This window comes from Cellulomonas sp. P22, from assembly GCF_044392165.1.
In genome coordinates, this window is the sequence record NZ_JBISBW010000016.1 from 18590 (window position 1) to 40733 (window position 22144).

Annotated in this window: 21 protein-coding genes; 7 read left to right on the forward strand and 14 right to left on the reverse strand. The window is 71.1% G+C overall.

Annotated elements, in window-relative coordinates:
* The first annotated feature begins 23 nt into the window (after positions 1 to 23).
* Complete coding sequence (locus tag ACGIF2_RS15940) at positions 24 to 1019, forward strand: serine hydrolase domain-containing protein (RefSeq protein ID WP_396047988.1); 996 nt, start codon at positions 24 to 26, stop codon at positions 1017 to 1019.
* Here ACGIF2_RS15940 and ACGIF2_RS15945 read toward each other — a convergent pair.
* Entirely contained in the window at positions 978 to 1613 is a 636-nt protein-coding gene (locus ACGIF2_RS15945; protein WP_396047990.1) for a TMEM175 family protein, read from the reverse strand. The genes ACGIF2_RS15940 and ACGIF2_RS15945 overlap by 42 nt on opposite strands.
* Before the next feature lie 166 nt (positions 1614 to 1779).
* Between ACGIF2_RS15945 and ACGIF2_RS15950 the strand changes: the two genes are divergently transcribed.
* On the forward strand, positions 1780 to 2331 hold the full coding sequence (locus ACGIF2_RS15950; RefSeq protein ID WP_396047992.1) for a hypothetical protein: 552 nt from the start codon (positions 1780 to 1782) through the stop codon (positions 2329 to 2331).
* Positions 2332 to 2463: 132 nt separating this feature from the next.
* On the opposite strand, the gene ACGIF2_RS15955 is transcribed toward ACGIF2_RS15950, so the two are convergent.
* The 5 genes from ACGIF2_RS15955 to ACGIF2_RS15975 all read right to left on the reverse strand — a co-directional run bounded on the left by ACGIF2_RS15955 (position 2464) and on the right by ACGIF2_RS15975 (position 9788).
* Positions 2464 to 4035 carry a family 43 glycosylhydrolase gene (locus ACGIF2_RS15955; RefSeq protein ID WP_396047994.1) on the reverse strand — a complete coding sequence of 524 codons (1572 nt, stop codon included), beginning with the start codon at positions 4033 to 4035 and terminating at the stop codon, positions 2464 to 2466.
* Positions 4032 to 6437, reverse strand: a complete 2406-nt coding sequence (locus ACGIF2_RS15960; RefSeq protein WP_396047996.1) for a glycoside hydrolase family 3 N-terminal domain-containing protein — start codon at positions 6435 to 6437, stop codon at positions 4032 to 4034. Before ACGIF2_RS15960 ends, ACGIF2_RS15955 begins: the two co-directional genes overlap by 4 nt.
* A 133-nt stretch (positions 6438 to 6570) precedes the next feature.
* Positions 6571 to 7449, reverse strand: coding sequence for a carbohydrate ABC transporter permease (locus tag ACGIF2_RS15965; RefSeq protein ID WP_396047998.1), 879 nt, complete (start codon positions 7447 to 7449; stop codon positions 6571 to 6573).
* Positions 7449 to 8477 (reverse strand): carbohydrate ABC transporter permease, encoded by a 1029-nt coding sequence (locus ACGIF2_RS15970; RefSeq protein ID WP_396048000.1) that lies wholly within the window; start codon positions 8475 to 8477, stop codon positions 7449 to 7451. Before ACGIF2_RS15970 ends, ACGIF2_RS15965 begins: the two co-directional genes overlap by 1 nt.
* A 9-nt stretch (positions 8478 to 8486) precedes the next feature.
* Complete coding sequence (locus tag ACGIF2_RS15975; RefSeq protein WP_396048002.1) at positions 8487 to 9788, reverse strand: extracellular solute-binding protein; 1302 nt, start codon at positions 9786 to 9788, stop codon at positions 8487 to 8489.
* A gap of 559 nt (positions 9789 to 10347) precedes the next feature.
* Here ACGIF2_RS15975 and ACGIF2_RS15980 point away from each other — a divergent pair.
* Positions 10348 to 10842 carry an FBP domain-containing protein gene (locus tag ACGIF2_RS15980; protein ID WP_396048004.1) on the forward strand — a complete coding sequence of 165 codons (495 nt, stop codon included), beginning with the start codon at positions 10348 to 10350 and terminating at the stop codon, positions 10840 to 10842.
* A gap of 88 nt (positions 10843 to 10930) precedes the next feature.
* Here the strand turns inward: ACGIF2_RS15980 and ACGIF2_RS15985 are convergent, their stop codons facing one another.
* The 5 genes from ACGIF2_RS15985 to ACGIF2_RS16005 all read right to left on the reverse strand — a co-directional run bounded on the left by ACGIF2_RS15985 (position 10931) and on the right by ACGIF2_RS16005 (position 15983).
* Positions 10931 to 11680 (reverse strand): glycerophosphodiester phosphodiesterase, encoded by a 750-nt coding sequence (locus tag ACGIF2_RS15985; protein WP_396048006.1) that lies wholly within the window; start codon positions 11678 to 11680, stop codon positions 10931 to 10933.
* Positions 11677 to 13047, reverse strand: a complete 1371-nt coding sequence (locus tag ACGIF2_RS15990; protein WP_396048008.1) for an ABC transporter substrate-binding protein — start codon at positions 13045 to 13047, stop codon at positions 11677 to 11679. The genes ACGIF2_RS15985 and ACGIF2_RS15990 overlap by 4 nt, the downstream gene beginning before the upstream one ends.
* 62 nt (positions 13048 to 13109) lie before the next feature.
* Positions 13110 to 14006 carry a carbohydrate ABC transporter permease gene (locus tag ACGIF2_RS15995; RefSeq protein WP_396048010.1) on the reverse strand — a complete coding sequence of 299 codons (897 nt, stop codon included), beginning with the start codon at positions 14004 to 14006 and terminating at the stop codon, positions 13110 to 13112.
* Positions 14003 to 14998, reverse strand: a complete 996-nt coding sequence (locus ACGIF2_RS16000) for a carbohydrate ABC transporter permease (RefSeq protein WP_396048012.1) — start codon at positions 14996 to 14998, stop codon at positions 14003 to 14005. Before ACGIF2_RS16000 ends, ACGIF2_RS15995 begins: the two co-directional genes overlap by 4 nt.
* A 217-nt stretch (positions 14999 to 15215) precedes the next feature.
* Positions 15216 to 15983, reverse strand: coding sequence for an SDR family oxidoreductase (locus tag ACGIF2_RS16005; protein ID WP_396048014.1), 768 nt, complete (start codon positions 15981 to 15983; stop codon positions 15216 to 15218).
* 101 nt (positions 15984 to 16084) lie between these two features.
* On the opposite strand from ACGIF2_RS16005, the gene ACGIF2_RS16010 reads away from it, so the two are divergent.
* The 4 genes from ACGIF2_RS16010 (at position 16085) to ACGIF2_RS16025 (ending at position 19642) form a co-directional block, all read left to right on the forward strand.
* Entirely contained in the window at positions 16085 to 16924 is an 840-nt protein-coding gene (locus ACGIF2_RS16010; protein WP_396048016.1) for a helix-turn-helix transcriptional regulator, read from the forward strand.
* A gap of 69 nt (positions 16925 to 16993) precedes the next feature.
* The gene (locus ACGIF2_RS16015; RefSeq protein WP_396048018.1) at positions 16994 to 17887 is read left to right on the forward strand and encodes a GNAT family N-acetyltransferase; all 894 of its coding nucleotides are present in this window, start codon (positions 16994 to 16996) and stop codon (positions 17885 to 17887) included.
* Between the two features lie 48 nt (positions 17888 to 17935).
* Entirely contained in the window at positions 17936 to 18577 is a 642-nt protein-coding gene (locus ACGIF2_RS16020; RefSeq protein WP_396048020.1) for a HEAT repeat domain-containing protein, read from the forward strand.
* 3 nt (positions 18578 to 18580) lie between these two features.
* On the forward strand, positions 18581 to 19642 hold the full coding sequence (locus tag ACGIF2_RS16025; protein WP_396048022.1) for a HEAT repeat domain-containing protein: 1062 nt from the start codon (positions 18581 to 18583) through the stop codon (positions 19640 to 19642).
* On the opposite strand, the gene ACGIF2_RS16030 is transcribed toward ACGIF2_RS16025, so the two are convergent.
* The 3 genes from ACGIF2_RS16030 to ACGIF2_RS16040 are packed head-to-tail and all read right to left on the reverse strand — an operon-like array spanning position 19626 to position 21982.
* Complete coding sequence (locus ACGIF2_RS16030; protein WP_396048025.1) at positions 19626 to 20510, reverse strand: substrate-binding periplasmic protein; 885 nt, start codon at positions 20508 to 20510, stop codon at positions 19626 to 19628. The two genes, ACGIF2_RS16025 and ACGIF2_RS16030, sit on opposite strands and share 17 nt — an antisense overlap.
* 8 nt (positions 20511 to 20518) lie before the next feature.
* Positions 20519 to 21040, reverse strand: a complete 522-nt coding sequence (locus ACGIF2_RS16035; protein ID WP_396048027.1) for a GNAT family N-acetyltransferase — start codon at positions 21038 to 21040, stop codon at positions 20519 to 20521.
* A 12-nt stretch (positions 21041 to 21052) separates the two neighbouring features.
* On the reverse strand, positions 21053 to 21982 hold the full coding sequence (locus tag ACGIF2_RS16040; RefSeq protein WP_396048029.1) for an NAD(P)-dependent oxidoreductase: 930 nt from the start codon (positions 21980 to 21982) through the stop codon (positions 21053 to 21055).
* Between the last annotated feature and the right edge of the window lie 162 nt (positions 21983 to 22144).

The following is a 22144-nucleotide window of genomic DNA, read 5'->3' on the forward strand; positions in this document are numbered from 1 at the left end:
GCGAAGGGCGGAACGATGTGGCGATGACGTCACTCCCTCCGATCGGCGCGAACGGTGCCCCGGGTCTGGCGACCGCTGTCGTGGACGACGACGGCACCGCTCTCACGGTGCGTGGTCACGGTGACGCCGTGACCGGCTCCCCGGTCACCGAGCGATCGGTCTTCCACGCCTGCTCGATCGCCAAGACCGTGACGGCCGTCGGGGTGCTCAGGCTCGCCCAGGACGGGCTGCTCGATCTCGACGACGAGATCGGCACCGTCGTCACCCTGGCGACGTCGGGCTTCCCCAGCCCGACGATCCGTCAGCTGCTGGCGCACCGCGGTGGTGTGGTGGACCCGCCGGGCTCCTTCAGCCCACGACCGGATCCCGCGAGCCCAGTCGCCGACATCGTGGCAGGCAGGAGCCCTGACCATGACGGGCCGATCCGGGTCTCCCGTGCCCCGGGGCAGACGTTCGAGTACTCCGACGCCGGCTACTGCCTCCTGGAGGCAGCCGTCGAGACGGTCACGGGACGCCCGTTCGCCAGGGTCATGGACGACCTCGTCATCCGGCCGCTCGGGCTGCGGGACACCGCGTTCTGGGCCGGTGACGCGCCCTGCCCGATCGCGGACCCGGTGTCCGGCCACCACTCCGCCGGGACGCGCGTGACGGGTGGGCGCGTGCACTACGGCGGACTGGCGGCTTCGGGCCTGTGGGCCTCGGCCGCTGACCTGGCGCACCTGCTCGCCGACCTCGGACGCGCATGGTCGGGGCGGGGCGCCTCCATGCTGCTCGCGCCGGGCACGGCCGCCCAGATGCTCACCTCCGACGAGCCGGGTGTCGGGCTCGGCGTGTTCCTGGTCGGTGACCTCGCGGCACCGTGGGTGATGACCCAGGGGTGGGGCGTCGGCTTCCAGTGCCAGGCACGCATCGACCCGCGCACCGGGAAGACGGTCGTCGTGATGATCAACGCCGACCCGGGCGTCTCGCAGGCCGACTCACCCGTCGGAGCGACCATGCGTCGTCTCGCGGTGTCGTGACCGCCGGCCGAGCCGCTCGAGCGGCTCGGAGAGGAAGAGCAGGAGCAGCCAGAACATCCCCACGGCGGGTGCGACGACGGCGAGCACGAGCGCGATCAGCAGCAGCCCGAGCGCCACGGCGGCCCCGCGGACGGTGAGCGTGCCGCGGACCTCGGCGCGCTGGAGCTGGGGGTCGCGCACGGCCAGCCACTCGATGAGCAGCAGGCTGCCGGTGGTGACGACCATCGTGGAGATGTACAGGGCGTTGACCGCGGGGTCGTTCGTGCCCTGGTCGGCCAGGAGCTGCGTGGTGAACGGGATGAGCACGATGCTCGCGAGCCACAGGAAGTTGGCCCACAGCATCGCCGGGGAGTAGTCACGCAGGTACTCGAAGACCCGGTGGTGCCCCTGCCAGAAGCTCGCGATGACGACGTAGCTGATGGCGAAAGCGAGCAACGTGTCGCCGTTCGCCAGGAGCGAGGAGACCGAGTGCTCCTCGTCGTCCGTGACCAGGTCGACGAGCGGCAGCACGAGCAGCGTGATCGCGATCGCGACCGCCGCGTCGGTGAAGTTGACGAGCCGGTCCAGGCCTCGGTCCGTGCGGATCACTGCCATCGGCACCCCCCTGCGTCGGCTCCAGCCTAGGAACCGCTCGGCCGTCCGGCGAGGGCTCCTGCTCGGCCACCTCGCCACCGACAGCGACGATCTAGACCACGGCGCTCGTCGAGGCGGGCGCTCCGAAGCGCCCCGCGCGGTGTGGGGATTCGGGCACACTGTCGCCATGCCCGCGTACGAGTCCCGCCGCCCGGCCCGACGCACCGCGCTCCTCGCCGGCACGGGAGCCGTGGTGCTCGTCGCGGTGCTCGCCGGCGCCGTGGCCCTCGCCCAGCAGCGGTCGGCCGACGATGCCGCTGCCACACCCGCCCCGACGTCGAGCGTCTCACCGACGACCGGCGCCTCCGCCTCGTCGGCCGACGCCTCCCAGGCCGACGCCTCCCAGTCTCCCGCCTGGCCCACCGCCGTCACCGAGGCGGACCTCATGGCCTCCCTCGGCAGCGTCTCGGCCGTGTGGCTGGACGTCTGGCCGGACGACGGGTCGACCCCTCCGCTCCCCGTCGAGGCTGAGCTCGCGGACCGGGGTTACGACCCCTCCCCGCTCCGTGTCGCCTGCTTGGACGGGTCGGTGGAGCAGCTCGGCCTGGACCCGACGGTCGACCACTGGGGCAGGCCCCTGTTCTTCCGCTCGGCCGAGGACGCCGACGCGTTCGCCACGCTGTGGAGCGAGCCGGTGGCGGGGGTCACCGAGGGATCCATCGCCTGCGACTGGGGCTAGGCCGTCGGCGCTGGCCAGGCCAGGTCCCGGCAGCATCGCTGACCGGGACGGGCCGCTGACCTGGACGGACGGCTGCCCGGCCACCCGCGGACGGGCGCCGGGCAGCGGTTTCGTCTCTCTGGTGGCTGGTGCTCAGGCCACCGGCACGTACTCGAACCGCTCGAAGTGCGCCGTGGTGGTCGTCGGGCGGCCGTTGCTGGTCGCGTAGACACCGATCCACAGCCCGAGGAACCCGCCGGTGGCGACGCTGTCGAGGGTGCGGCCGTCGGCCACCGCGGCGAGGACCGGCTCCGCACCGGGAGCCTCGACGAGCAGGGAGTAGTCCTGCCCGCGCGCACTGACGGTCAGGGTGACCGGGTCCGCGACGTCGCCGGGCAGCACGGCCTCGCCGAGCACCGTGTCGACGCCGTCGTGGCGGTGGACAGCCACGAACCGGCGCGCACTGGCGGCGCCTTCGTCGGACCCGGTGAGGAACAGCCGGACGTGGTCCTTCTCGGACTGACGCACGACGAGGCCCACGTCCTCGCCCGCAGCGACGTCGGCGTGGAGCGTGACGCGCACGTCGACGTCCACGTGCTGCTGCCGCACCCCGAGGAACGCGGGGGCGTCGGCCTCGGCGAGGGTGGTGGGCCGCATCGGCAGGGTCCACCCGTCGCCGCTGGGGGTGGCGAGCTCGGACGGGAGGCGACGCAGCGATGTCCAGCGCAGGTCGTCGGGGCGGATGACGCCGCTCTCGTGTCCCTGCGCGATGCCGGGCGTGGCGACGCCGCGGGTCGGGACCTCGACCTGCGCGGGGACGCGTCCCTGGCCGGGGGCGAACACCGGCCAGCCGTCTTCCCAGGTCACGGGCACGAGGAAGGTCTCGCGCCCGAGGTTGTAGTGGTACCCGCCGTAGGGGCGCATCGCGAGCATCACGGCCCACCAGGCGCCGTCCTGGTCCTGGACCAGGTCGGCGTGCCCGACGCCGACGACGTCGACCCCGCGCCCCAGGTGCCGGTGCGTGAGGACGGGGTTGCCCTTGTTGCCGACGTAGGGGCCGGTGACGGTGTCGGCACGCGCGACGGAGATGGCGTGATGGATCTCGGTGCCACCCTCGGCGGCGAGCAGGTAGTACGTCCCGTCGACCTTGTACAGGTGCGGGCCCTCGGCCCACACGGCTCCGCGCACCGCGCCGGTCCACAGCACGTGCTCGGGACCGGTCAGCCGCATGGTCTCGGTGTCGAGCTCGCGCAGCCACACCTCGGTCTGGTGGAACCACTCGGCGTCCTCGGCCAGGCGGGTGCCGTGCACCCACACCCGGCCGTCGTCGTCGAAGAAGATCGACGGGTCGATGCCGGATTCGCCGAGCCACACCGGGTCGGACCACGGCCCGGCGGGGTCGGTGGCCGTCATCAGGAAGTTGCCGCCGCGCGACTCGTCCTGCTGGTCCACCAGGGTGCACACCAGCCAGAACACGCCGTCGTGGTGGCGCAGGGTCGGGGCGTACAGACCGCCCGAGGACTCGATGCCGTCGTAGTCGAGCTGACCGGGGCGGTCGACGACGTGGCCGATCTGCTCCCAGTGCGCCAGGTCCTTGCTGCGGAACACGGGCAGCCCGGGGACGTACTCGAAGGTCGACGTCACCAGGTAGAAGTCGTCGCCGACCCGGCAGATCGACGGGTCGGGGTAGCACCCCGGCAGCACCGGGTTGTTCACCACGGTCACAGCGCCGCCACCTCGACCTCGACCAGGCGCGGGTCGGCGGTGGTGACGTGGTGCACGTCGCCGTTGATCCGGACGGTCGCCCGCGGGGTCGCGGTGCCGGGGATCTCGCGCTTCTCGAGCCGCTTCTCGCTCACGATGGCACCTCCGGTCGACTCGTCCACCGCGACGTCCGCGGAGGAGGCCGACGCGTGCGAGCCCACCCACACCTCGACGTCGCCGGGCTCCACGATCTTGGTCATCTGGCGGCCGGTGAACGCGAACCGGGTCGCGGGCACGCTGAACGTCACCCGCGCGGACTCGCCGGACGCGAGCGGCACCCGCGTGTAGCCGAGCAGCTGGACCACCGGGCGGGCGATGCTGCCCACCACGTCGTGGCCGTAGAGCTGCACGGTCTCCGAACCGGCCACGGCTCCCGTGTTGGTCACTGTCACCGCGGCGACGAACGTCCCGTCGGAGCTGACCTCACCGTCGACCGCGAGGTCGGAGTACCGGAACGACGTGTAGGACAGCCCGAAGCCGAAGGGCCGCAGGGGCGTCGAGTCCGTGGCCGTGACGTCGGACGGGCCACCGAGGATCGGGTGCAGGTAGGAGAACGGCTGCGCCCCGGTCGATCGCGGCATCGAGACGGGCATCCGCCCGGACGGGTTGACCGCGCCGGTCACCACGTCGGCGATGGCCAGGCCGCCGCCCTCGCCCGGGAAGAACGCCTGCAGCACCGCGGCGGGCCGGCGGTCGGCGCCGTCGAGCGCCCAGCCGATCGCATAGGGGCGACCGGTGATCAGCACCATCACCACGGGCTTGCCGGTGGCGACGAGCGCCTCGACCAGCTCGCGCTGGGCGCCGGGCAGCTCGAGCGACTCGCAGTCGTTGCCCTCGCCCACCGTGCCGCGGCCGAACAGCCCGGCCTGGTCGCCCACGACCACGACGGTGACGTCGGACGTGTTCGCGGCGTCGACGGCCTCTTGGAAGCCGGACGTGTCCTCGCCCTCGACCGTGCAGCCCTCGGCGAAGGTGATCTCGGGCTGCGGCAGGCCGGCACCCTCGAACGCGGTGCCGAACGCCTCGAGCACGGTCGGGATGGCGAAGCCGAGCTCGTGGTCGGGGTACTGCCCGAGCACGTGGTTGGCGAACGAGTAGCAGCCCTGCAACGCCTCGACGCGGTGCGCGTTGGGCCCGACCACGGCGATGCGCCGCGGGGCCGCGTCCCACCGGTTGAGGGGCAGGACGCCGTCGTTCGCGACCAGCACCAGCGACTCCTCGGCCAGGCGTCGGGCGATCGCCTGGTGGCGCGGGGAGTCGAGGTCGACCTCCGTCGGGGGCTCGTCCTCGAACGCGTCGGCGTCGAGCAGCCCCAGCTCCTCCTTCTGCCGGAGGGCGCGCAGCACGGCCCGGTCCACGTAGGCCACGTCGAACTCGCCGGCCCGGATGCGCTGCGCGAGCGGCTCGAGGTAGGCGTCACCCGTGGGCAGCTCGATGTCGATCCCGGCCTCGAGCGCGAGGGCGGCGGCCTCGCCGCGGTCGTGGGCGACGGCCTGCATGACCTCGAGGAACGCGACGGCGAAGTAGTCGGCGACGACGACCCCGTCGAACCCGAGGCGGCCGCGCAGCACGTCCGTGAGGTACTCGACGCTGGACGCCATGGGCACGCCGTCCACGTCGGAGTACGAGTTCATGACGGACTTCACGCCGCCGTCGACGATCGCCATCTCGAAGGGGGGCAGCAGCACGTCGGCGACCTCACGAGGCCCGGCGGACACGGGCGCGTGGTTCCGGCCGGCCTTGGAGGCCGAGTAGCCGACGAAGTGCTTGAGGGTGGCGTGCACCCCGGCGTCCTGGAGCCCGCGGACGTACGCGGTACCCACCGTGCCGACCAGGTACGGGTCCTCGCCGATGCACTCCTCGACCCGACCCCAGCGCGGGTCGCGGACCACGTCGAGCACCGGGGCCAGGCCCTGGTGGACGCCGAGCTGGCGCATCGACTCGCCGATCACCGCGCCCATCTCGTAGACGAGCTCGGGGTCGAACGCCGCACCCCACGCGAGCGGCGTCGGGAAGGTCGCGGCCTTCCACGCCGCGAGGCCCGTCAGGCACTCCTCGTGGACCAGGGCGGGGATGCCCAGGCGCGTCTCGCGCTTGAGCCGTCGCTGCTCGTCCCACAGCCACGCCGCGCGATCGACGGGCTCGACCGGGCGCGTCCCGTACACCCGCGTGAAGTGCCCCAGCCCGTTCCGGGTGACCTCGGCGACCTCGTCCGAACCCTTCTGCCCGGCAGCCATCTCCCCCTGCATCGGGGCGACCACCTTGCCACCCTGGTCGAGCCAGTAGCCCACGATCTGGGCGAGCTTCTCCTCGAGGGTCATCTGCGCGTGCAGGGCGCGCACGCGCTCCGACACCTCGGGCATCGCGGCGACTGCTTCGGGGACGACTTCGGGAACGACGGACACGGGAACTCTCCTAGCGAAACAACTGAGGTGAAAGTGAGGTGGCCCCGCCGCGGCGGGTGCGGCGGGGCCACCGAGGGTGGGGGTGCGGACGTCAGCCCTTGACGGCGCCCGTCAGGCCGCCGACGATCCGGCGCTCGAAGAGCGAGAAGAAGATCAGCGCGGGGATCATCGACAGCGCCGTGAACGCGAGCACCCGAGCCGTGTCGACCGAGTACTGCGAGGCGAACGACTGGACGCCCAGCGGCAGCGTGTACGACGACTCGTTGTTGAGGACGAACAGCGGCAGCATGTAGCTGTTCCAGGCGGAGATGAATGCCAGGATCCCCGTCGTCACGACGCCCGGGATCGACAGCGGCACGACCATCCGGAAGAAGAACCCGAGCCGGCTCGTGCCGTCGATCGACGCGGCCTCCTCGATCTCCTTGGGGATGGCCCGCAGGAACGGCACCAGGATGATGATCGTGGTCGGCAGGGCGAAGGCGATCTGCGGCAGGATGATGCCCGCGAGGCTGTTCGTCAGGCCGAGGTTCTTGATGAGGATGTACAGCGGCGTGATCGCCACCGTCATCGGGAACATCAGCCCCGCGGCGAACAGCGAGTACATCGCGCTGCGGCCCACGAACTCGTAGCGGGCGAGCACGTAGCTGGCCATCACCCCGAGGACGACGACGCCGAGCGTCGTGCAGATCGCGGAGATCGCCGAGTTGCCGATCTGCTGCCAGAACATCGAGCTGCTCAGCACGTCGACGTAGTTGCTGACCTTCCACGGGCTCGGGAGCCCGGACGGGTCGGACGTGATCTGCGCGTTCGTCCGGAAGCCGCCGATGATGATGTAGAGCACCGGGGCGATGCAGATGCCGACGAACGCGTAGGCGATGACGTAGGTCATCGGGCCGGCGCGGCCGATCCTGGTCTTGTTCTTGCGCGCCCGGGGTGCGGTCGCGGTGAGCGGTGCGGTCATCGCCGTCATCACTTCTTCTTCCCTTCGGTGAGCGCACCCTCGGTGTCTCGCCGGAGCACGTACCGCTGGTAGACCAGCGCGATGACGAGCGAGATCAGGAAGAGCACGACGGCGACCGCGTTGCCGTAGCCGTAGTTGCCGGCGTTCCGGCCGTTGGCGACCATGTACGTCGCCATCGTCGAGGTGCCGGCCGTCGAGGACACGTACTGGCCCCAGATGATGTAGACGAGGTCGAAGAGCTGCATCGATCCGATGATCGACAGGAACGCCCAGATGCGCACCGTCGGCCCGAGCAGCGGCAGGGTGATGCGCCGCTGCATCTGCCAGTACGTGGCGCCGTCGATCGACGCGGCCTCGTAGAGCTCCTCGGGGATCGACTGCAGGCCCGCGAGGAAGAGGATCACAGCGAAGCCGACGTACTTCCAGCTGATGATGATCATCAGGGACCAGATGGCCACGCTGGGGTCGGAGAGCCAGTCGACGGCCCAGCTCGGCACGCCGATCTTGGTCAGCAGGTCGTTGACCGCGCCGCTGGTCTGGAGCATGAGGCCCCAGCCGGTGCCGACGATGACCTCGGAGATCACGTACGGGACGAAGATGAGCACGCGGATGAGCGAGCGTCCGCGCATCTTCTGGTTGAGCAGCAGCGCGAGCGCCACCGCCGCGGGTCCCTGGATGACCAGGGACATCACGACGATGAAGCCGTTGTGCATCAGTGCTTCGTGGAACCCGGCGTCCTTGAAGATCACCAGGTAGTTCTCGAGCCCGACGAAGTCGGTCGGGACCCCGAAGCCCTTCCACTTGAAGAAGCCGTAGTACGCGGCCATCACCACGGGGAAGATCACGAACGCGACGAACATGATGATCGCGGGCCCCGAGAGGATCGCGATCTCGGCGCGCTTGCGCCAGTCGGCACCCCCGCGCTTCCGGGTCCGGCGGGCCGGGGACGGCGCCGTGACAGCGCCGTCCCCCGCCGTCGAGCGACCCCGGGGCGGAGTCTTGGTGGCTAGCGAGCTCTCGCCCTGGGTGTCACTCATGAGCTGCTGCTACTCCTTGGCTGCGGCGTCGTTCACGGACTTGATGATGCTTGCCGCATCGCCCTTGCCCGCGAGCATGTCGACCACGCCGGCGTTCAGCGCGTTGCCGACGTTCTGACCGAACGTGGTGTCCATCCAGATCTCGACGTACGGGGCGCTGTTGTACGCCTCGAGGATCGACTTGAGGACGGGCTCCGTCACGACGCTCTGGGCTTCCTTGCTGGCGGGCAGCGTGTGGAACGCCTCCGCGTAGCCCTCCTGGTACTTCTTCTGCATGAAGAAGTTGAGGAACGCGGTGCACTCCTTCTTCGGCGCGGTGGCCGAGCAGGTGAAACCGTCGACGCCGCCCATCATCGCGCCGGCGCTGCCTGCGCCACCGCTGACCTCAGGGAACGGGAACCAGCCCAGGTCGGCGAGCGGCTGCTCGTCCGGCGTGAGGGACGCGATGACACCCGGGTTCCAGGCGCCCATGAGCTCCATGGCGGCCTTGTGGTTGGCGATCAGGCCTGCCGACGAGCCGGCACCCTGCTGCGCGGACGTCGTGAGGAAGCCGTTGTTGAACGGCTCGGTCCCGGCGAACGCCTCGAGGTCCTCGCCGGCCTTGGTCCAGCACGGGTCGTCGAAGGTCTTGGTGGAGCCGGCCTCGACGATGGTGTCCTGCGAGCAGGCGCGCAGCGCGAAGAAGTAGTACCAGTGCGCGGCGGGCCACGCGTCCTTGGCGCCGAGAGCGATCGGGTCGATGCCCGCCGCCTTGAGCGCCGTCACCGCGGCGTCGAGCTCGTCCAGCGTCTTCGGGACCGACGTGATCCCGGCCTGGGCGAACAGGTCCTTGCTGTAGTAGATGCCGCCCGGCAGCACCGACGTCGGCATGCCGTAGATCTTGCCGTCGACCGTGAACGCGCTGAACGCACCCTCGCCACCGAGGGCGGTCTTGGTCGCCTCGTCGATGGAGTCGGAGATGTCCATGGCCTGACCGGCCTCGACCACGTCGGCCAGCTTGCCGCCACCACGGGCCAGGAAGATGTCCGGGGCGTCACCCGAGTTGAGGGCGGTCTGGAGCTTGCCGTCCATGTCCTCGTTCTGGATCGCCTGGATCTCGACCGTCACACCCGGGTTGGCCGCCTCGAAGTCGGCGACGGTGGCCTCCCAGTAGGCCTTGCCCTCACCGGTCGTGGAGTTGTGCCAGAAGGTCAGGTGGGCCGAACCATCGTCCGAGCCACTGCTCTCGCCACCGGCGCAGCCGGCAGCCAGGAGCGCGACTGTCGCGCCGAGCGCGACGGTGCTCACCGCACCGCGAAACTTCCTCGTCATCGTGGAATCCCTTTTGTCATCTTTGACGTCTCGACAGATGCCTGCCGCCCGGTCAGTGTTACTGGTGCCCCCCCGCGATGTCAAACGTTGTCGATATCGTTATCGACGCTCTGACCTGGTGGTTCGTATGACCACAACTGATAGTATCCGCGGCATATGACAGGGTTTTCGGGCCGCGACACTGCGGCCCCGTCGGCTCCGCCGAACCCGGCGGTGGGTACGATCGACGACGAGCCGTGCCGGGGGACGAGCCCCCGACCACCCGACGACGGAGCGCGCATCACGATGCAGCGAGGAAGCGTGGCGGCCGTTCTGGCCTGCTCAGCGGAGGCCTGGACGCCCGCTCAGCACGCCTGACGCCCGCAGGGCGCGCACCCCCGGATCACGCTGATCCGGGGTGATCGGCAGTGCTCAGCGGCGCGTGCCCTCCCGTCGACGACCGACGGGACCCGCCATCCGTGCCGTCACACGCCCGCCGCCCCGCCGTGCCGTCGACCTCGCTCCACGAGCCGCTCGACGCCGGGCCCTGACGGATCCCCGTCACCCGAGAGCTGAGAACATGGACCCCCTGACCGAGCAGCAGATCCGCGCGTCCTTCGTGAACTGCTCCCGCGGCGAGGCCTCGCGCCTCAACCTCCCCGCCGATCTGGCCGACCTGGCCTGGGACCGGCTCGACCACCTCGGCTGGATCGACCGCAAGGCCCCCCAGCGCGCGTGCGTCGTGCTGCCCGTCGACGACACCCTCGTCGGCGTGATGCTCCGCTCGCCCGAGGGTGGCACCAAGCGGCGGCGCGCCGTCTGCGCGTGGTGCGAGGACGTCTACTCGAAGGACGACGTGTCGCTGTACGTCGCCCGGCGGGCCGGCGCCGCGGGGCGCAACCTCAACTCGATCGGCACGCTCATCTGCACGCGCTTCGGGTGCTCGCGCAACGTCCGGCGCCGGCCCACGATCATCGAGGCCGGTCAGGACCCCGAGGGCGTCGTCCAGCGGCGCATCGAGGGGCTGCGCGAGCGGTCGCAGCGGTTCGTCCGCGAGGTGCTGCAGGACGGGTGAGCCCGACCGGCGCGGCCTGGGCAGGTGCCCAGACCGCGCCGGTCGGGTCGTTCAGGTCGGTCAGGTCACGGACCCGACCACGACGGGCTCACGCCACCATCGCGCCGACGGACCGTCCCGCGAGCCATCCCACGAGCCGGTCCGGGCGGTCGGTGATGATCGCGTCGACACCGGCCTGCGTCGCGGCCGCCCACTGCTCGGGCTCGTCGAGCGTCCACACCATGACGGCGAGCCCCGCCGCGTGGAGCTCGTCCACGAGGCCCGGGTGATCGAGCAGCAGCTGCCCGTGCGGGTTGCAGGTGACCACGTCGAGCGTCCGGCACAGGCCGATCAGGTCGTCATGGACCGCCGCGACGAGCAGCCCCCGCCGGAGCGCAGGCGCGGCCTCCTGCAGCGCCGCCACGGTGCCAGGCCAGAAGCTCTGCGCGATGACCCGCGAGCCGAGGCCCGCGGAGTCCACGGCCTGCGTCAGCGGGCGCACCTGCTCGACCGTCCACTCACCCTTGACTTCGAGCAGCAGGTCGAGATCGGGCCGGGTGAGCAGGAGGTCCAGCACCTCGTCGAAGGTCGGGACCCGCTCGCCCGCGAAGGTCGGCGAGAACCAGGAACCGGCGTCGAGGTCGCGCACCTCGGCGACGGTCATCGCCCGCACCTCCCCCGAGCCGTCGGTCGTCGCGTCGACCGTGTCGTCGTGGATCACCACGACCTCACCGTCGGCGGTCAGCTGCACGTCGATCTCGATGCCGTGCGCGCCGGCCCGCCACGCCGCCTCGAAGGCGACGATCGTGTTCTGCGGTGCCACCGAGGAGTTCCCCCGGTGCCCGATCACGACGGTCACAGGTACGGCTCGACGTTCTCGCTGTACGCCCTCTCCAGCTGTGGCGTGATGGCCTCGAAGGCGGCCTTCGGGTCCTCGCCCTTGAGCACGATCTGCTCGATCGCCTCGGTGAGGATCTTGTCGGCACCCGGGACGAAGACGCGGATCCAGTCCTGCGACCGGGCACGGTCGGCGAGCTGGTCCACAGCGGTGCGGAACTGCGGGGTCGAGGCGTACACCTTCTTCATCTCGTCGGACTCGACCGCCGACGTCCGCACCGGCATGTACCCGGTGTTCTGCGAGAAGTACGCGGTCGAGTCGGTCGAGGTCAGGAACTCGAGGAACATCGCGGCGGCGAGCTGGTTCTCCACCGGGCGGGAGGACGGGATCGCCAGGCCGGTGCCACCGGTGGGCGTGCCGCCACCGTCCGGGCCGTCAGGCAGGTACGCGGTGCCGACCTCGAAGGACGCCGCGTCGAGGATGCCCTTGAGGCTGCCCGTCGAGCCGATCGTCGCGGCGACCAGGCCCCCGGCGAAGTCGGCGTTGGAGTCCGTCGAGACGGTGGCGACCTTGCTCCCGTGGAACAGGTCGCGCAGGAACTCCCCGGCCTCGAGAGCCTCCGGCGAGGTCAGGGTCGTGTCCCAGCTGTCGGAGTACTGGCCGCCGTGACCCCAGATCATGTTCTCGAACCACCACGCGGCCCACGAGGTGCCGGTCTGCATCCCCAGCGGCGCGCTGTCCGCGGGGATCTGCCCGCGCAGCGCTGGGCTCCACTCCTCGAGCTCGGCCCACGTCTTCGGGCCGCGGTCCGGGAGCCCGGCGGCCGCCCACATGGCCTTGTTGTAGTAGAAGAGCGGGGTGGAGCGCGCGTACGGCGCAGCCCAGTGGGAGCCGTCGTACTCGTAGTCGCCGTACAGCGTCGGCACGAAGTCGGCCGTGTCGGCGTCGAGGTGCTCGAACACGTCGTCGAGCGCCATGATCTGGTCGTTCAGGTGGTATCGGAACCACCACACGTCGGAGGAGATCACCAGGTCAGGCAGCTCGTCGGTCTGCGAGGCGGCCTGGAAGCGCTGCGCCACCTCGTCGTAGTTGGCGCCCGCGGTGACGAGCTTGACCTTGATGTCGGGGTTCTCCGCCTCGAACCGGCGGATGAGCTCCTCCTCGACCTTCTGCGACGACCCGGGGTGGTTGCTCCACCAGGTGATCTCGGAGGCGGGGGTCACGCTGGACCAGTCGACCCCGGGGGTCGAGGTCGCGCCGGCCGGCTTCGCCTCGGCGCCCACGGTCGGCGTGGAGCAGGCTGCGGTCAGCGTCAGGGCGCCGACTGCTGCCAGGGCACCGAGGATGAGAGCAGGCCGACGACGCCGGCTCGCGAGGGGTTCGGACACAGGATTCTCCTAGGGTAGGGAGCTCGCACGGTGCTGCGGTCGCAGCCCGGACGTGGGAGGGGTCAGCCGGTGACGGCGCCCGCGGTGAGGCCGGCCACGAGCCGCCGCTGCAGGACGAGGAAGAGCACCAGGACGGGCAGCGTCACCACGACGGTGGCCGCCAGCAGCACGCCCCAGTTGCTCATCCCGTCGATGTTCTGCAGCAGCGTCAGGCCGACGGGCAGCGTCATCTTCTGCGCGTCGTCGACCACGAGGAACGGCCACAGGTAGTCGTTCCACTCGGTGACCACGGACACCAGTCCGACGGCCGCCAGGGTGGGTGTGGACATCGGGATCACCAGCTGCCACAGCCGCCGGAGGTGCCCGGCCCCGTCGAGCTGGGCGGCCTCCAGCACGGACGCGGGCAGCGTCAGGAAGTGCTGCCGGAACAGGAAGGTCCCGAACGCGCTGGCCAGGCCCGGCACGAGGATCCCCTGGTAGGTGTTGAGCCAGCCCAGGCTCGCGACGAACGTGTAGTTGGGGATGATCGTGATCTGCGGCGGGATCATCAGCGTCGCCAGCACCAGCAGGAACACGGCTCGGCGGAACGGGACGTCGAGGAAGACCAGCGCGTACGCGCAGCACAGGCCGAGGAGCACCTTGAGCCCGGCGCCGACGATCGTCAGGCCGATGCTGTTGATCAGCAGCCGGCCCAACGGGATCGTCTGGGCGGCCTGCGCGTAGTTCGCCAGGTCGACCGACCCGGGCATCCACTGCAACGGCACGCGGTAGAGCTCTTCGGGCGTCTTGAGGCTGGCGAGCACCATCCACAGCAGCGGGGCGCCGAGCACCACCGCGGCGGCGATCATCGTCAGGTAGCCACCGGCGTCGAGCAGCCAGGGGCCCGAGGCGCGCCGGCCCGGCGGCGTGGGTCGCACGACGACGTCTTCTGCGACCGGTCGGGGAGCGAGGGCGGTCATGCGTAGTGCACCTTCCGCTCGACGTAGCGCATCTGGACCGCGGTGACGGCGAGCAGGACGAGGAACAGGATCGTCGCCCCGGCCGACGCGTACCCGGCCCGGCCGTTGACGAACCCCTCCTGGTAGATCTGGTACATCAGCGTCGTGGTGCTGCCGAGCGGGCCGCCCTGCGTCATGGCCTTGATGACGTCGAAGGACTGCAGCGAGCTGAGCATCATCGTCACGAGCAAGAAGAACGTGGTCGGGGTGAGCAGCGGGATCACCACCGAGCGCAGCGTCCGCGTCGGCGAGGCACCGTCGAGCGCCGCCGCGTCCCGCAGGTCCTGCGGGATCGCCTGCAGTCCCGCCAGGTAGATGAGCGCGACGTACCCGACGTGCTTCCACAGGTAGACCACGGTGATCATGACCATCGGCCACGGCTCGGCCGTGTACCACTGCGGGGAGGACAGGCCCACCATGCGCAGCAGCGCGCCGACGAGCCCGTAGCGCGGGTCGAACATGAACAGCCAGAGGATCCCCACGGCGAAGCCGGAGAGCACGTACGGCGCGAAGGCCACCGTCCTCGCCAGACCGCGACCGACCATCCTCCGGTTCAGCAGCAGCGCCAGCCCGAGCCCCAGCACCAGCGACCCGCCCACCGTGGCGATCGTGAACACAGCCGTGGTGGTCACCACCTGCCCCGTGCCCGGGTCGGTGAACCACTCGCGGTAGTTGCCCAGCCCGACGAACCGGGCCACCGGCGAACCGAGGTTCCACTGCATCGTCGACAGGTAGAAGCTCTCGAGCAGCGGCCGGTACACGAACAGCAGGATCAGCACGACGTTGGGCCCGGCCAGCACCGCGAAGGCCACCAGGTCACGCCTCCGGCGCCGGCTGGTCTGGCGCGACGGGCGCGATGATGCGGTCATGACCGCCGCGGGCGGGGTCGCCGCGGGAGTGAGGTGCCCGGGCGGGAGCAGCCCGGGCGGGGAGTGCAGAACAGTCGCAGACATGACACGTCTCTTCGTGGGTCGGGCGCTCCGAGGAGCTCGGCCGAGACGAAGCTAGAGGCGTGCCTGGGACGTTGGACACCGATGTAACGAGAGTTGCCGCGCCGTTGGCGGAAGGTTCACGCGCCGTGCAGGTCGTTCGCCCGCCCGCTCACCGGGAGACACCCGGCAGCGGGACGGGCGGCGCAGCGTGGACCGAGGACGTGCAGGTTCGACCGCGTCAGGCGGCTGCATGGGGGTCGGCGCCGTTCAGGGCCGCGACGACCTCGTGGTAGTCGCCACGCACCGCCCCGAAGCGCAGGAACTTCACGTTCTCGACGAGGATCTCGGGGGCGTCGGGCTCGGCGGCGATGAGGGCGACGACCTCGTCGGCGAAGTCGTCGAGGGGCATCGCGAACCCGCTCTGGGCCTGTCCCGGGAGCAGGTCGGTGCGCACCGAGGGCGGGACGAGCTCGAGCACCTTGACGGTCGTGTCGGCCAGCTGCAGCCGGATCGACTCGCTCAGCATGTGGATGGCCGCCTTGGTGGCGTTGTAGGTCGGGGTCACACGCAGCGGGGCGTGCGCGAGGCCGCTCGAGACGGTGAGGATGGTCGAGTCGGGTCGGCTCTGCAGGTGCTCCGTGAACGCGGCGATCAGCCGGATGGGGCCGAGCAGGTTGGTCGTGACGACCTCCTCCGCGTCGGCGAGGAAGCCTGCGGGCGTGTGCCAGTCTTCGATGCGCATGATGCCGGCCATCGCGACGAGCACGTTGAGGTCGGGGTGGTCGGCGATGACGGTGGCCGATGCCGAGAGGACGCTGGCGGGGTCGGTGGTGTCGATCTGCACCGTGCCGATCCCGGGGTTCTCGGTGGCGATGCGCTCGAGCAGCTCGGTGCGCCGCCCGCCGATGACGACGGTGTTGCCCTGGGCCTGCAGGCGCAGGGCGAGCGCGAGACCGATGCCGCTGGTGGCGCCGGGGATGAAGACGGTGTTTCCGGAGATGTTCATGCGGCCACTGTGGGTTCGCTGCGCCGGGACCGTAAGAGACCTGGTGATCCAGGGATCGCCAGTGCCTGGTTGCGCGGGCGTGCACGTCGGATGATGGCGTCATGGACCGCCGTGAGCTCGCCACCTTTCTGCGCGCGCGCCGTGAAGAGCTGCAACCGGGTGATGTCGGCCTGACGGCCGGCGCTCGTCGGCGGGCCCCCGGCCTGCGCCGCGAGGAGGTGGCTGCGCTGACCGGCATGTCACCCGACTACTACGCGCGCCTCGAGCAGGGGCGCGGGCCCCAACCCAGCACGCAGATGCTCAGTGCCCTGGCCCGCACGCTGCGCCTGACCGAGGACGGGCGGGACTACCTGTACCGGATGGCCGGTCATTCGGCGCCCGACCGCACCAGTGCGACGTCGCACGTGGCGCCCGCGCTGCTCCGGGTCCTCGACCAGCTCGAGGACAGCCCCGCGATGATCCTCTCCGAGCTGTGCGAGCCCCTCGCCGCGAACCAGATGGCGGTGGCGCTCTTCGGTGACCCGTCCGCGCGCTCGGGCCTGGCTCGCAGTGACATCTACCGGTGGTTCACCGAGCCGGAGGCCCGCCGGATCTACCCCGAGGACGATCACGCCCGACAGGGGCGCGCCCTTGTCGCCTCGCTCCGGGTGGCGTACGGACGTTCCGGGCCCCGGTCGCCGGCTGGGACCCTCGTGACGGCGCTCCAGCGCGCGAGCTCGGAGTTCACCGAGCTGTGGGCCATGCACGAGGTGGCACGCCGCTTCGAGGACCACAAGACCCTCCTGCACCCCGAGCTCGGGCCTCTCGAGCTCGACTGCCAAGCCCTGTTCACCGAAGACCAGACCCAGGCACTGCTCGTCCTGACCGCCCCGCAGCGCACGGAGGGCTGGGAGAAGCTCCAGCTGCTCCGCGTGGTCGGCGCCCACCGGTTCGAGCACTGAGTCCAGCCGAAATCTGTCGCTGACGAGGGCGTACAGCACTAGCCTCGGCCCGACCCTGAGAGGTGGGCGATGGCGACCGGACGCGCATACCGGGGCAGTGACCACGACGGCGACTTCACGGCCGTGCGCGACCTGCTGCGCCGGATCAGCCAGGACAGCACCTCGGCGCCGCACTTCGGCTGGGTCAGGTGGGAGTGGGCGTTCGCGCTGCCGTGCCTGGACAGGTCCTCGCTGCACCGGATCGGGGTCTGGGAGGACGACGGCGAGGTCGTCGGGGTCGCGACCTACGAGGACCGGCTCGGCGACGCGTTCCTGCTCGTCGACCCGGGCCATCGTCGGCTGCTCCCCGCGATGCTCGACCACGCCCTCGACCGGCTGCGGGGTCCGCAGGGCGTCCGGGTCCTGATCGACGACACCGACGCCGAGCTGCAGCACCTGGCCCGTGACCGTGGACTCGTCGCCACCCAGGCCGATGACCGGTTGGCGGTGCTCGACCTTGCCGGTGACCTGCGCTACGAGGTGCCCGCCGGGTATCGGATCTCGAGCCTGGCCGACGGGGTGGACCTCGAGCAGCTCGACCGCCTGATGCACCGGGGATTCCACCACCCCGGCGAGCACACGGTGACCGCGGAGGGGCTCGTGTGGCGTGAACATTCGATCTCCGCGCCGTCGGGCGACCGGGCGCTGTCGATCGTGGTCGAGGCGGACGACGGCAGCTATGCCGCGTACTGCGGTGCCTGGTACCGCGACGGCGACCGGACAGCCCACGTCGAACCGGTGTGCGCCGACCCCGACCACCGCCGCCGCGGCTGCGCCCGGGCTGCGGTGCTCGAGGCGATGACCCGCTGCGCGGCACGTGGCGCACAGAGCGCCCTGGTCGGGTCGGACCAGCAGTTCTACTACGCCCTCGGGTTCGCCCCGCGGTACTCGGCGACATGGTGGGCGGCGCCCGCACGGCCTTGACCTTGCCACTGTGACAAGGTCTTGGCTGGGCTGCAGGAGGTGATCGCGATGAGCACGCAGCTGATCGAGGCGCTGGCGGCCGGCGACGCGTCGGCCCGGCTGAGGGCGGCACTGGCCGCAGGGACGTATCCCGACGCGGGCCTTGTCGGGGTGCTCGTGGAACGCAGCGCGATCGAGCCGGACTTCTCCGTGCGCGAGATGCTCACGTGGGCGCTCACCCGGCTGCCCGCCGAGCTCACGGTGCCGGTGCTGCGCGCCCAGCTCGGGTCCGACCGGCCGCAGGCGAGGAGCCAGTCGCTGCACACGCTCTCCAAGATCGGGGACACGAGCGCGTGGCCGTCCGTGACACGGTCCTTGCTCCACGACCCCGACAACGAGGTCGCCCGGACCGCCTGGCGCGCCGCCGTCGTGCTCGTGCCCGCTGGCTCGGAGGAGGCTCTCGCGGCCGACCTCGTGGCGCAGCTGGGTCGCGGCGACCGCGACGTGCGGCTCAGCCTCAGCCGCGCCCTCGTCGACCTCGGAGACGCTGCCCGCCCCGTCGTCGAGGCGGCGCTGACGCACCCGGACCCCGACGTCCGCGCCCACGCGCGCGCGACCGAGAACCTGCTCGACGACCCCGATGCGAGCTTCGACCTCGCGGTCGACCAGGCGAGGCGGGTCGTCGCGCTCGGCCCCGACCGGACGGGCTGACGCATGCTCATCGGTGAGGCGGCACGCGACTCGGGGGTCAGCGCCCGCATGCTGCGGCACTACGACGCGCTCGGGCTGGTCTGCCCGACGGGTCGGACGGTGGGTGGCTACCGCGAATACTCGCCCGACGACCTGCGGCGGATCTTCCACGTCGAGTGCCTGCGGTCGCTCGGGCTGTCGTTGCGGCAGATCGGGCGCGCGCTCGACGACCCCGAGTTCACCCCGACCGCGCTGGTCGCCGATCTCGTCCGACGCTCGCGGGATCGTCTGCAGCGCGAGCAGGAGCTCCTCGACCGACTGCGCGCGGTCGACTCCTCAGGACCCGCCGTGTGGGACGACGTCCGTCGCATCGTCGAGCTCCTGCACGGCCTCGCCTCGCCCAACCCCGCACGCCGGCAGCAGACGGCGCTGGCATCGGCCGACGCCGAGCCGGCTCCCGCCCAGGTGCTCGCCGAGGCGATGCTCACCGAGTCGGACGAGAACGTCGCCGGGGCGCTGCGGTGGGCCCTCGCCCGCGCGGGCGGCGAGGGGATGGCGGTGGTGGTCGCCGGTCTGGCATCCGACGACGTCGCGGTGCGTCGCCGTGCGGTCTTCGCCCTCGCCCGCACCCCGGGCGACGAGGTGACGGCGGCGCTCGCGCGTGCGCTCGAGGACCCGGATGCGATGGTTCGCGGGCACGCCGCCCTCACCCTGGGCGGGCGCGGCGAACCCGCCGCCGTACCGATCCTCGTCGACATGGTGATGACAGGATCGAAGGACGTCGAGGCGTCCGAAGCGCTCGGAGCCGTGGCCCGGCACCGGGCCGAGGAGGCATCGCGGGTGCTCGACGCCCTCGTCGGCGCGCTCGCCACCCATGCCGCGGACGCTGCGGTGCGGTTGCGCGTGGCGCAGGCGCTGGCCGAACTGCCCGGCGCCGGTGCCACACGCGTGCTCGCCGACCTCACCCGCGACCCTGATCGGGCCGTCGCGCTCACCGCCTCGGCGATCTGGCGGACACGTGCCGGCGACTCCATGTCAGAAGTTCCGGTCGGCCACGTCGCGGTCGACGTCACATCTCGCGGATGACATTCCGTGAGCGTGTCGTGATGGCAGCGTTCGCGGCCTCGATCCGGGGGTCGGACAGCGACCGGCGCACCTCGTCCTCGAGCAGCGCCGCGAGGTCGTCCTGCCCCTGGCGGATCATGAGTCCGCACGGCACGAGCCACAACGGCTCCTCGGTGAAGCGGATCATGAGCAGCTCGGACATGTCCGGGTTCGCGTCGAGGTAGTCGAGGCAGGTCAGTCCGTCGGTGATCGCGACGTCGGCGTGCCGGGACAACACCTGGCCGAAGATCGAGGAGACGTCGCTCGTCACGATCTCGTGCAGGCGGCCGTTGTCAGTCGACATCCCGAAGTGCCTGCGGGCGACTTCTGCACCGATCTCACCCTCGGCGACGACGGCGCGCACGTCCGGCTTCCGCAGGTCGGTCTGCGACGAGATCCGGGTCGAGTCGCGCCGGACCACGCCGCAGATGGCCATCTGGTGGATCCGCGAGGTGAACGACGCGAGCTTCACGCGCTCCGGCGTTTCCAGGAGGCAGGCGACGAGGTCGACCTTCCCGTCCAGGAGGCGGTCCATGGCCGTGTCGTTCCGGAGCGGGACGTACTCGACCGCGAACCCGAGCCGTGCCGCCACGTCTTCGAGCACGAGCGCGTACAGGCCGTCGGCCGACCCAGTTCCCGGGGAGCAGCTCATGAGCGGCGGGAACGGTATGCAGCCCACCCGGATCACGCGCCGTTCGCGGATCGACTCGAGCACGCTCACGTCGGGCGTGGGCGCTGCGGCCACTGCCGTTGCGGTCCGGTCCCGACGCCAGTCAGCGAACGCGGGCCACGCGAGCACGACACCCACGACGGCGGCGACGGTGGACACGATCGTCGTCAACCACGTCACGGCCTCGTTCACCGCGCACGCTCCCACTCCGCGCGCAAGATTCCCATGACGTCGACCGACCGCCACCGGGTCCCGTCGAGGCGGGACTCGCGCAGCACACCCTCGGCCGTGAAGGCGGCAGCCCGATAGCAGCGTTGAGCCGCCACGTTGTCCGAGGCGACGACGAGCTCCAGCCGATGCATGTGGCCGTCCTGGAAGAACCTGTCCTGCGCGGCCCTGACCACCGTGCGGCCCACGCCGCGACCCCGTGCTGCGGGTGCGACGATCATGCGCTCGAGGCGTCCCGACCGGTTGGCCTCGTCGATCGAACCGATCTCCAGGTAGGCGACGAGCTCGGTCCCGTCCTCGTACGCCCCGAGACAGGCACGCCCGCCCTTCGCCTCCGCTGCCGTGACGTGACCGGCCAGATCGTGGGACCGCACAGGCGAGTCGAAGGTGTTCGCGGTCCACCAGAACTGGACGAGCGGATCCGTCACCCAGGCGACGACCTCCGCGCACTGCTCGACGGGTAGCTCACGGAGGATCAGCACGGTGCCTTCATCTCAGTATCCGAGGACGGGGTCGACGAGCGTCGAGGGCCGGTTGCCATCGCGCAAGGCGACCCAAGCACCCATCAGGCTCGTGACCGTGTCCAGGGGCGCGGTCCGGCCTGCGATGTGCGGCGTGATCACGACGCGCGGGTGGGACCACAGCGGTGACGCATGCGGCGGCGGTTCCTGCGACAGGACATCGAGCGTCGCGTGCCGTAGATGACCGGTGTCGAGGCCACGGAGCACCGCATCGGCGTCCACCGTGGCTCCGCGTCCCACGTTGACCAGATGGGCGCCGACGAGCCTCCCGATGAACGAGTCGTCGATGATCGCCTCGGTGGAGGATGTCGAGGGCAGTGCGATCACGAGCACCGAGACGTCGAGGTGCTTCGGCAGATCGGCGAACGGCACGACCGTCGGGACGCCCTGCACCGGGCGTCCGGACAGGCTCGTCCCGGTCACGTCGTGCCCCTCCCGCACGAGGCGGTGAGCGATCGCCTGGCCGACCTCCCCTACGCCGATCACGAGGCAGCGCTCGGGCGCCAGCGGAGCCGGGTCCATGGCGGGTGCCCAGCGGCCCCCCGCCTGGTCCCGTACGTACCGGGCGAGCTGCCAGCGTTCTGCCATGAGCACCGCGGAGGTGTACGACGCGATACGCCTCGGCATGTCCCCCACGGTCCTGGTGAGCAGGCGCGTGCTGTCCCATCCCGGAGCCAGGAGCCGATCGACGCCCATGGAGGGCGTGTGCACCCATCGTGTCCCCGCCGGGACGGCTGCGGCATCGCCCGTCACGGTGACGAGGGCGGACGACGAGCTGCGTGTCGTCTCCACGCCGCGCGCAGTGAGCAGCGCCTCGGTGGTGGCGTCGATGTCCGGTCCGAGCTGCACGATCAGAGGACCGGAGAGCTGGTCGCCCACCGCCCTCAGGAGCGAGTCAGGCACGGAGCTAGCGCGTCGCACAGGGCCGCCCTGCTCCGACCACCAGGTCGACGAGAAGCGCGCGCGTGAACCGGTGTGCGGCCGGCGCGGACACGACGGCCGGCGTGTCATCGTCCGCGTGCACGTACTGGTCGGTGACGGCCAGGGCGACGACAGGGCTGCGCA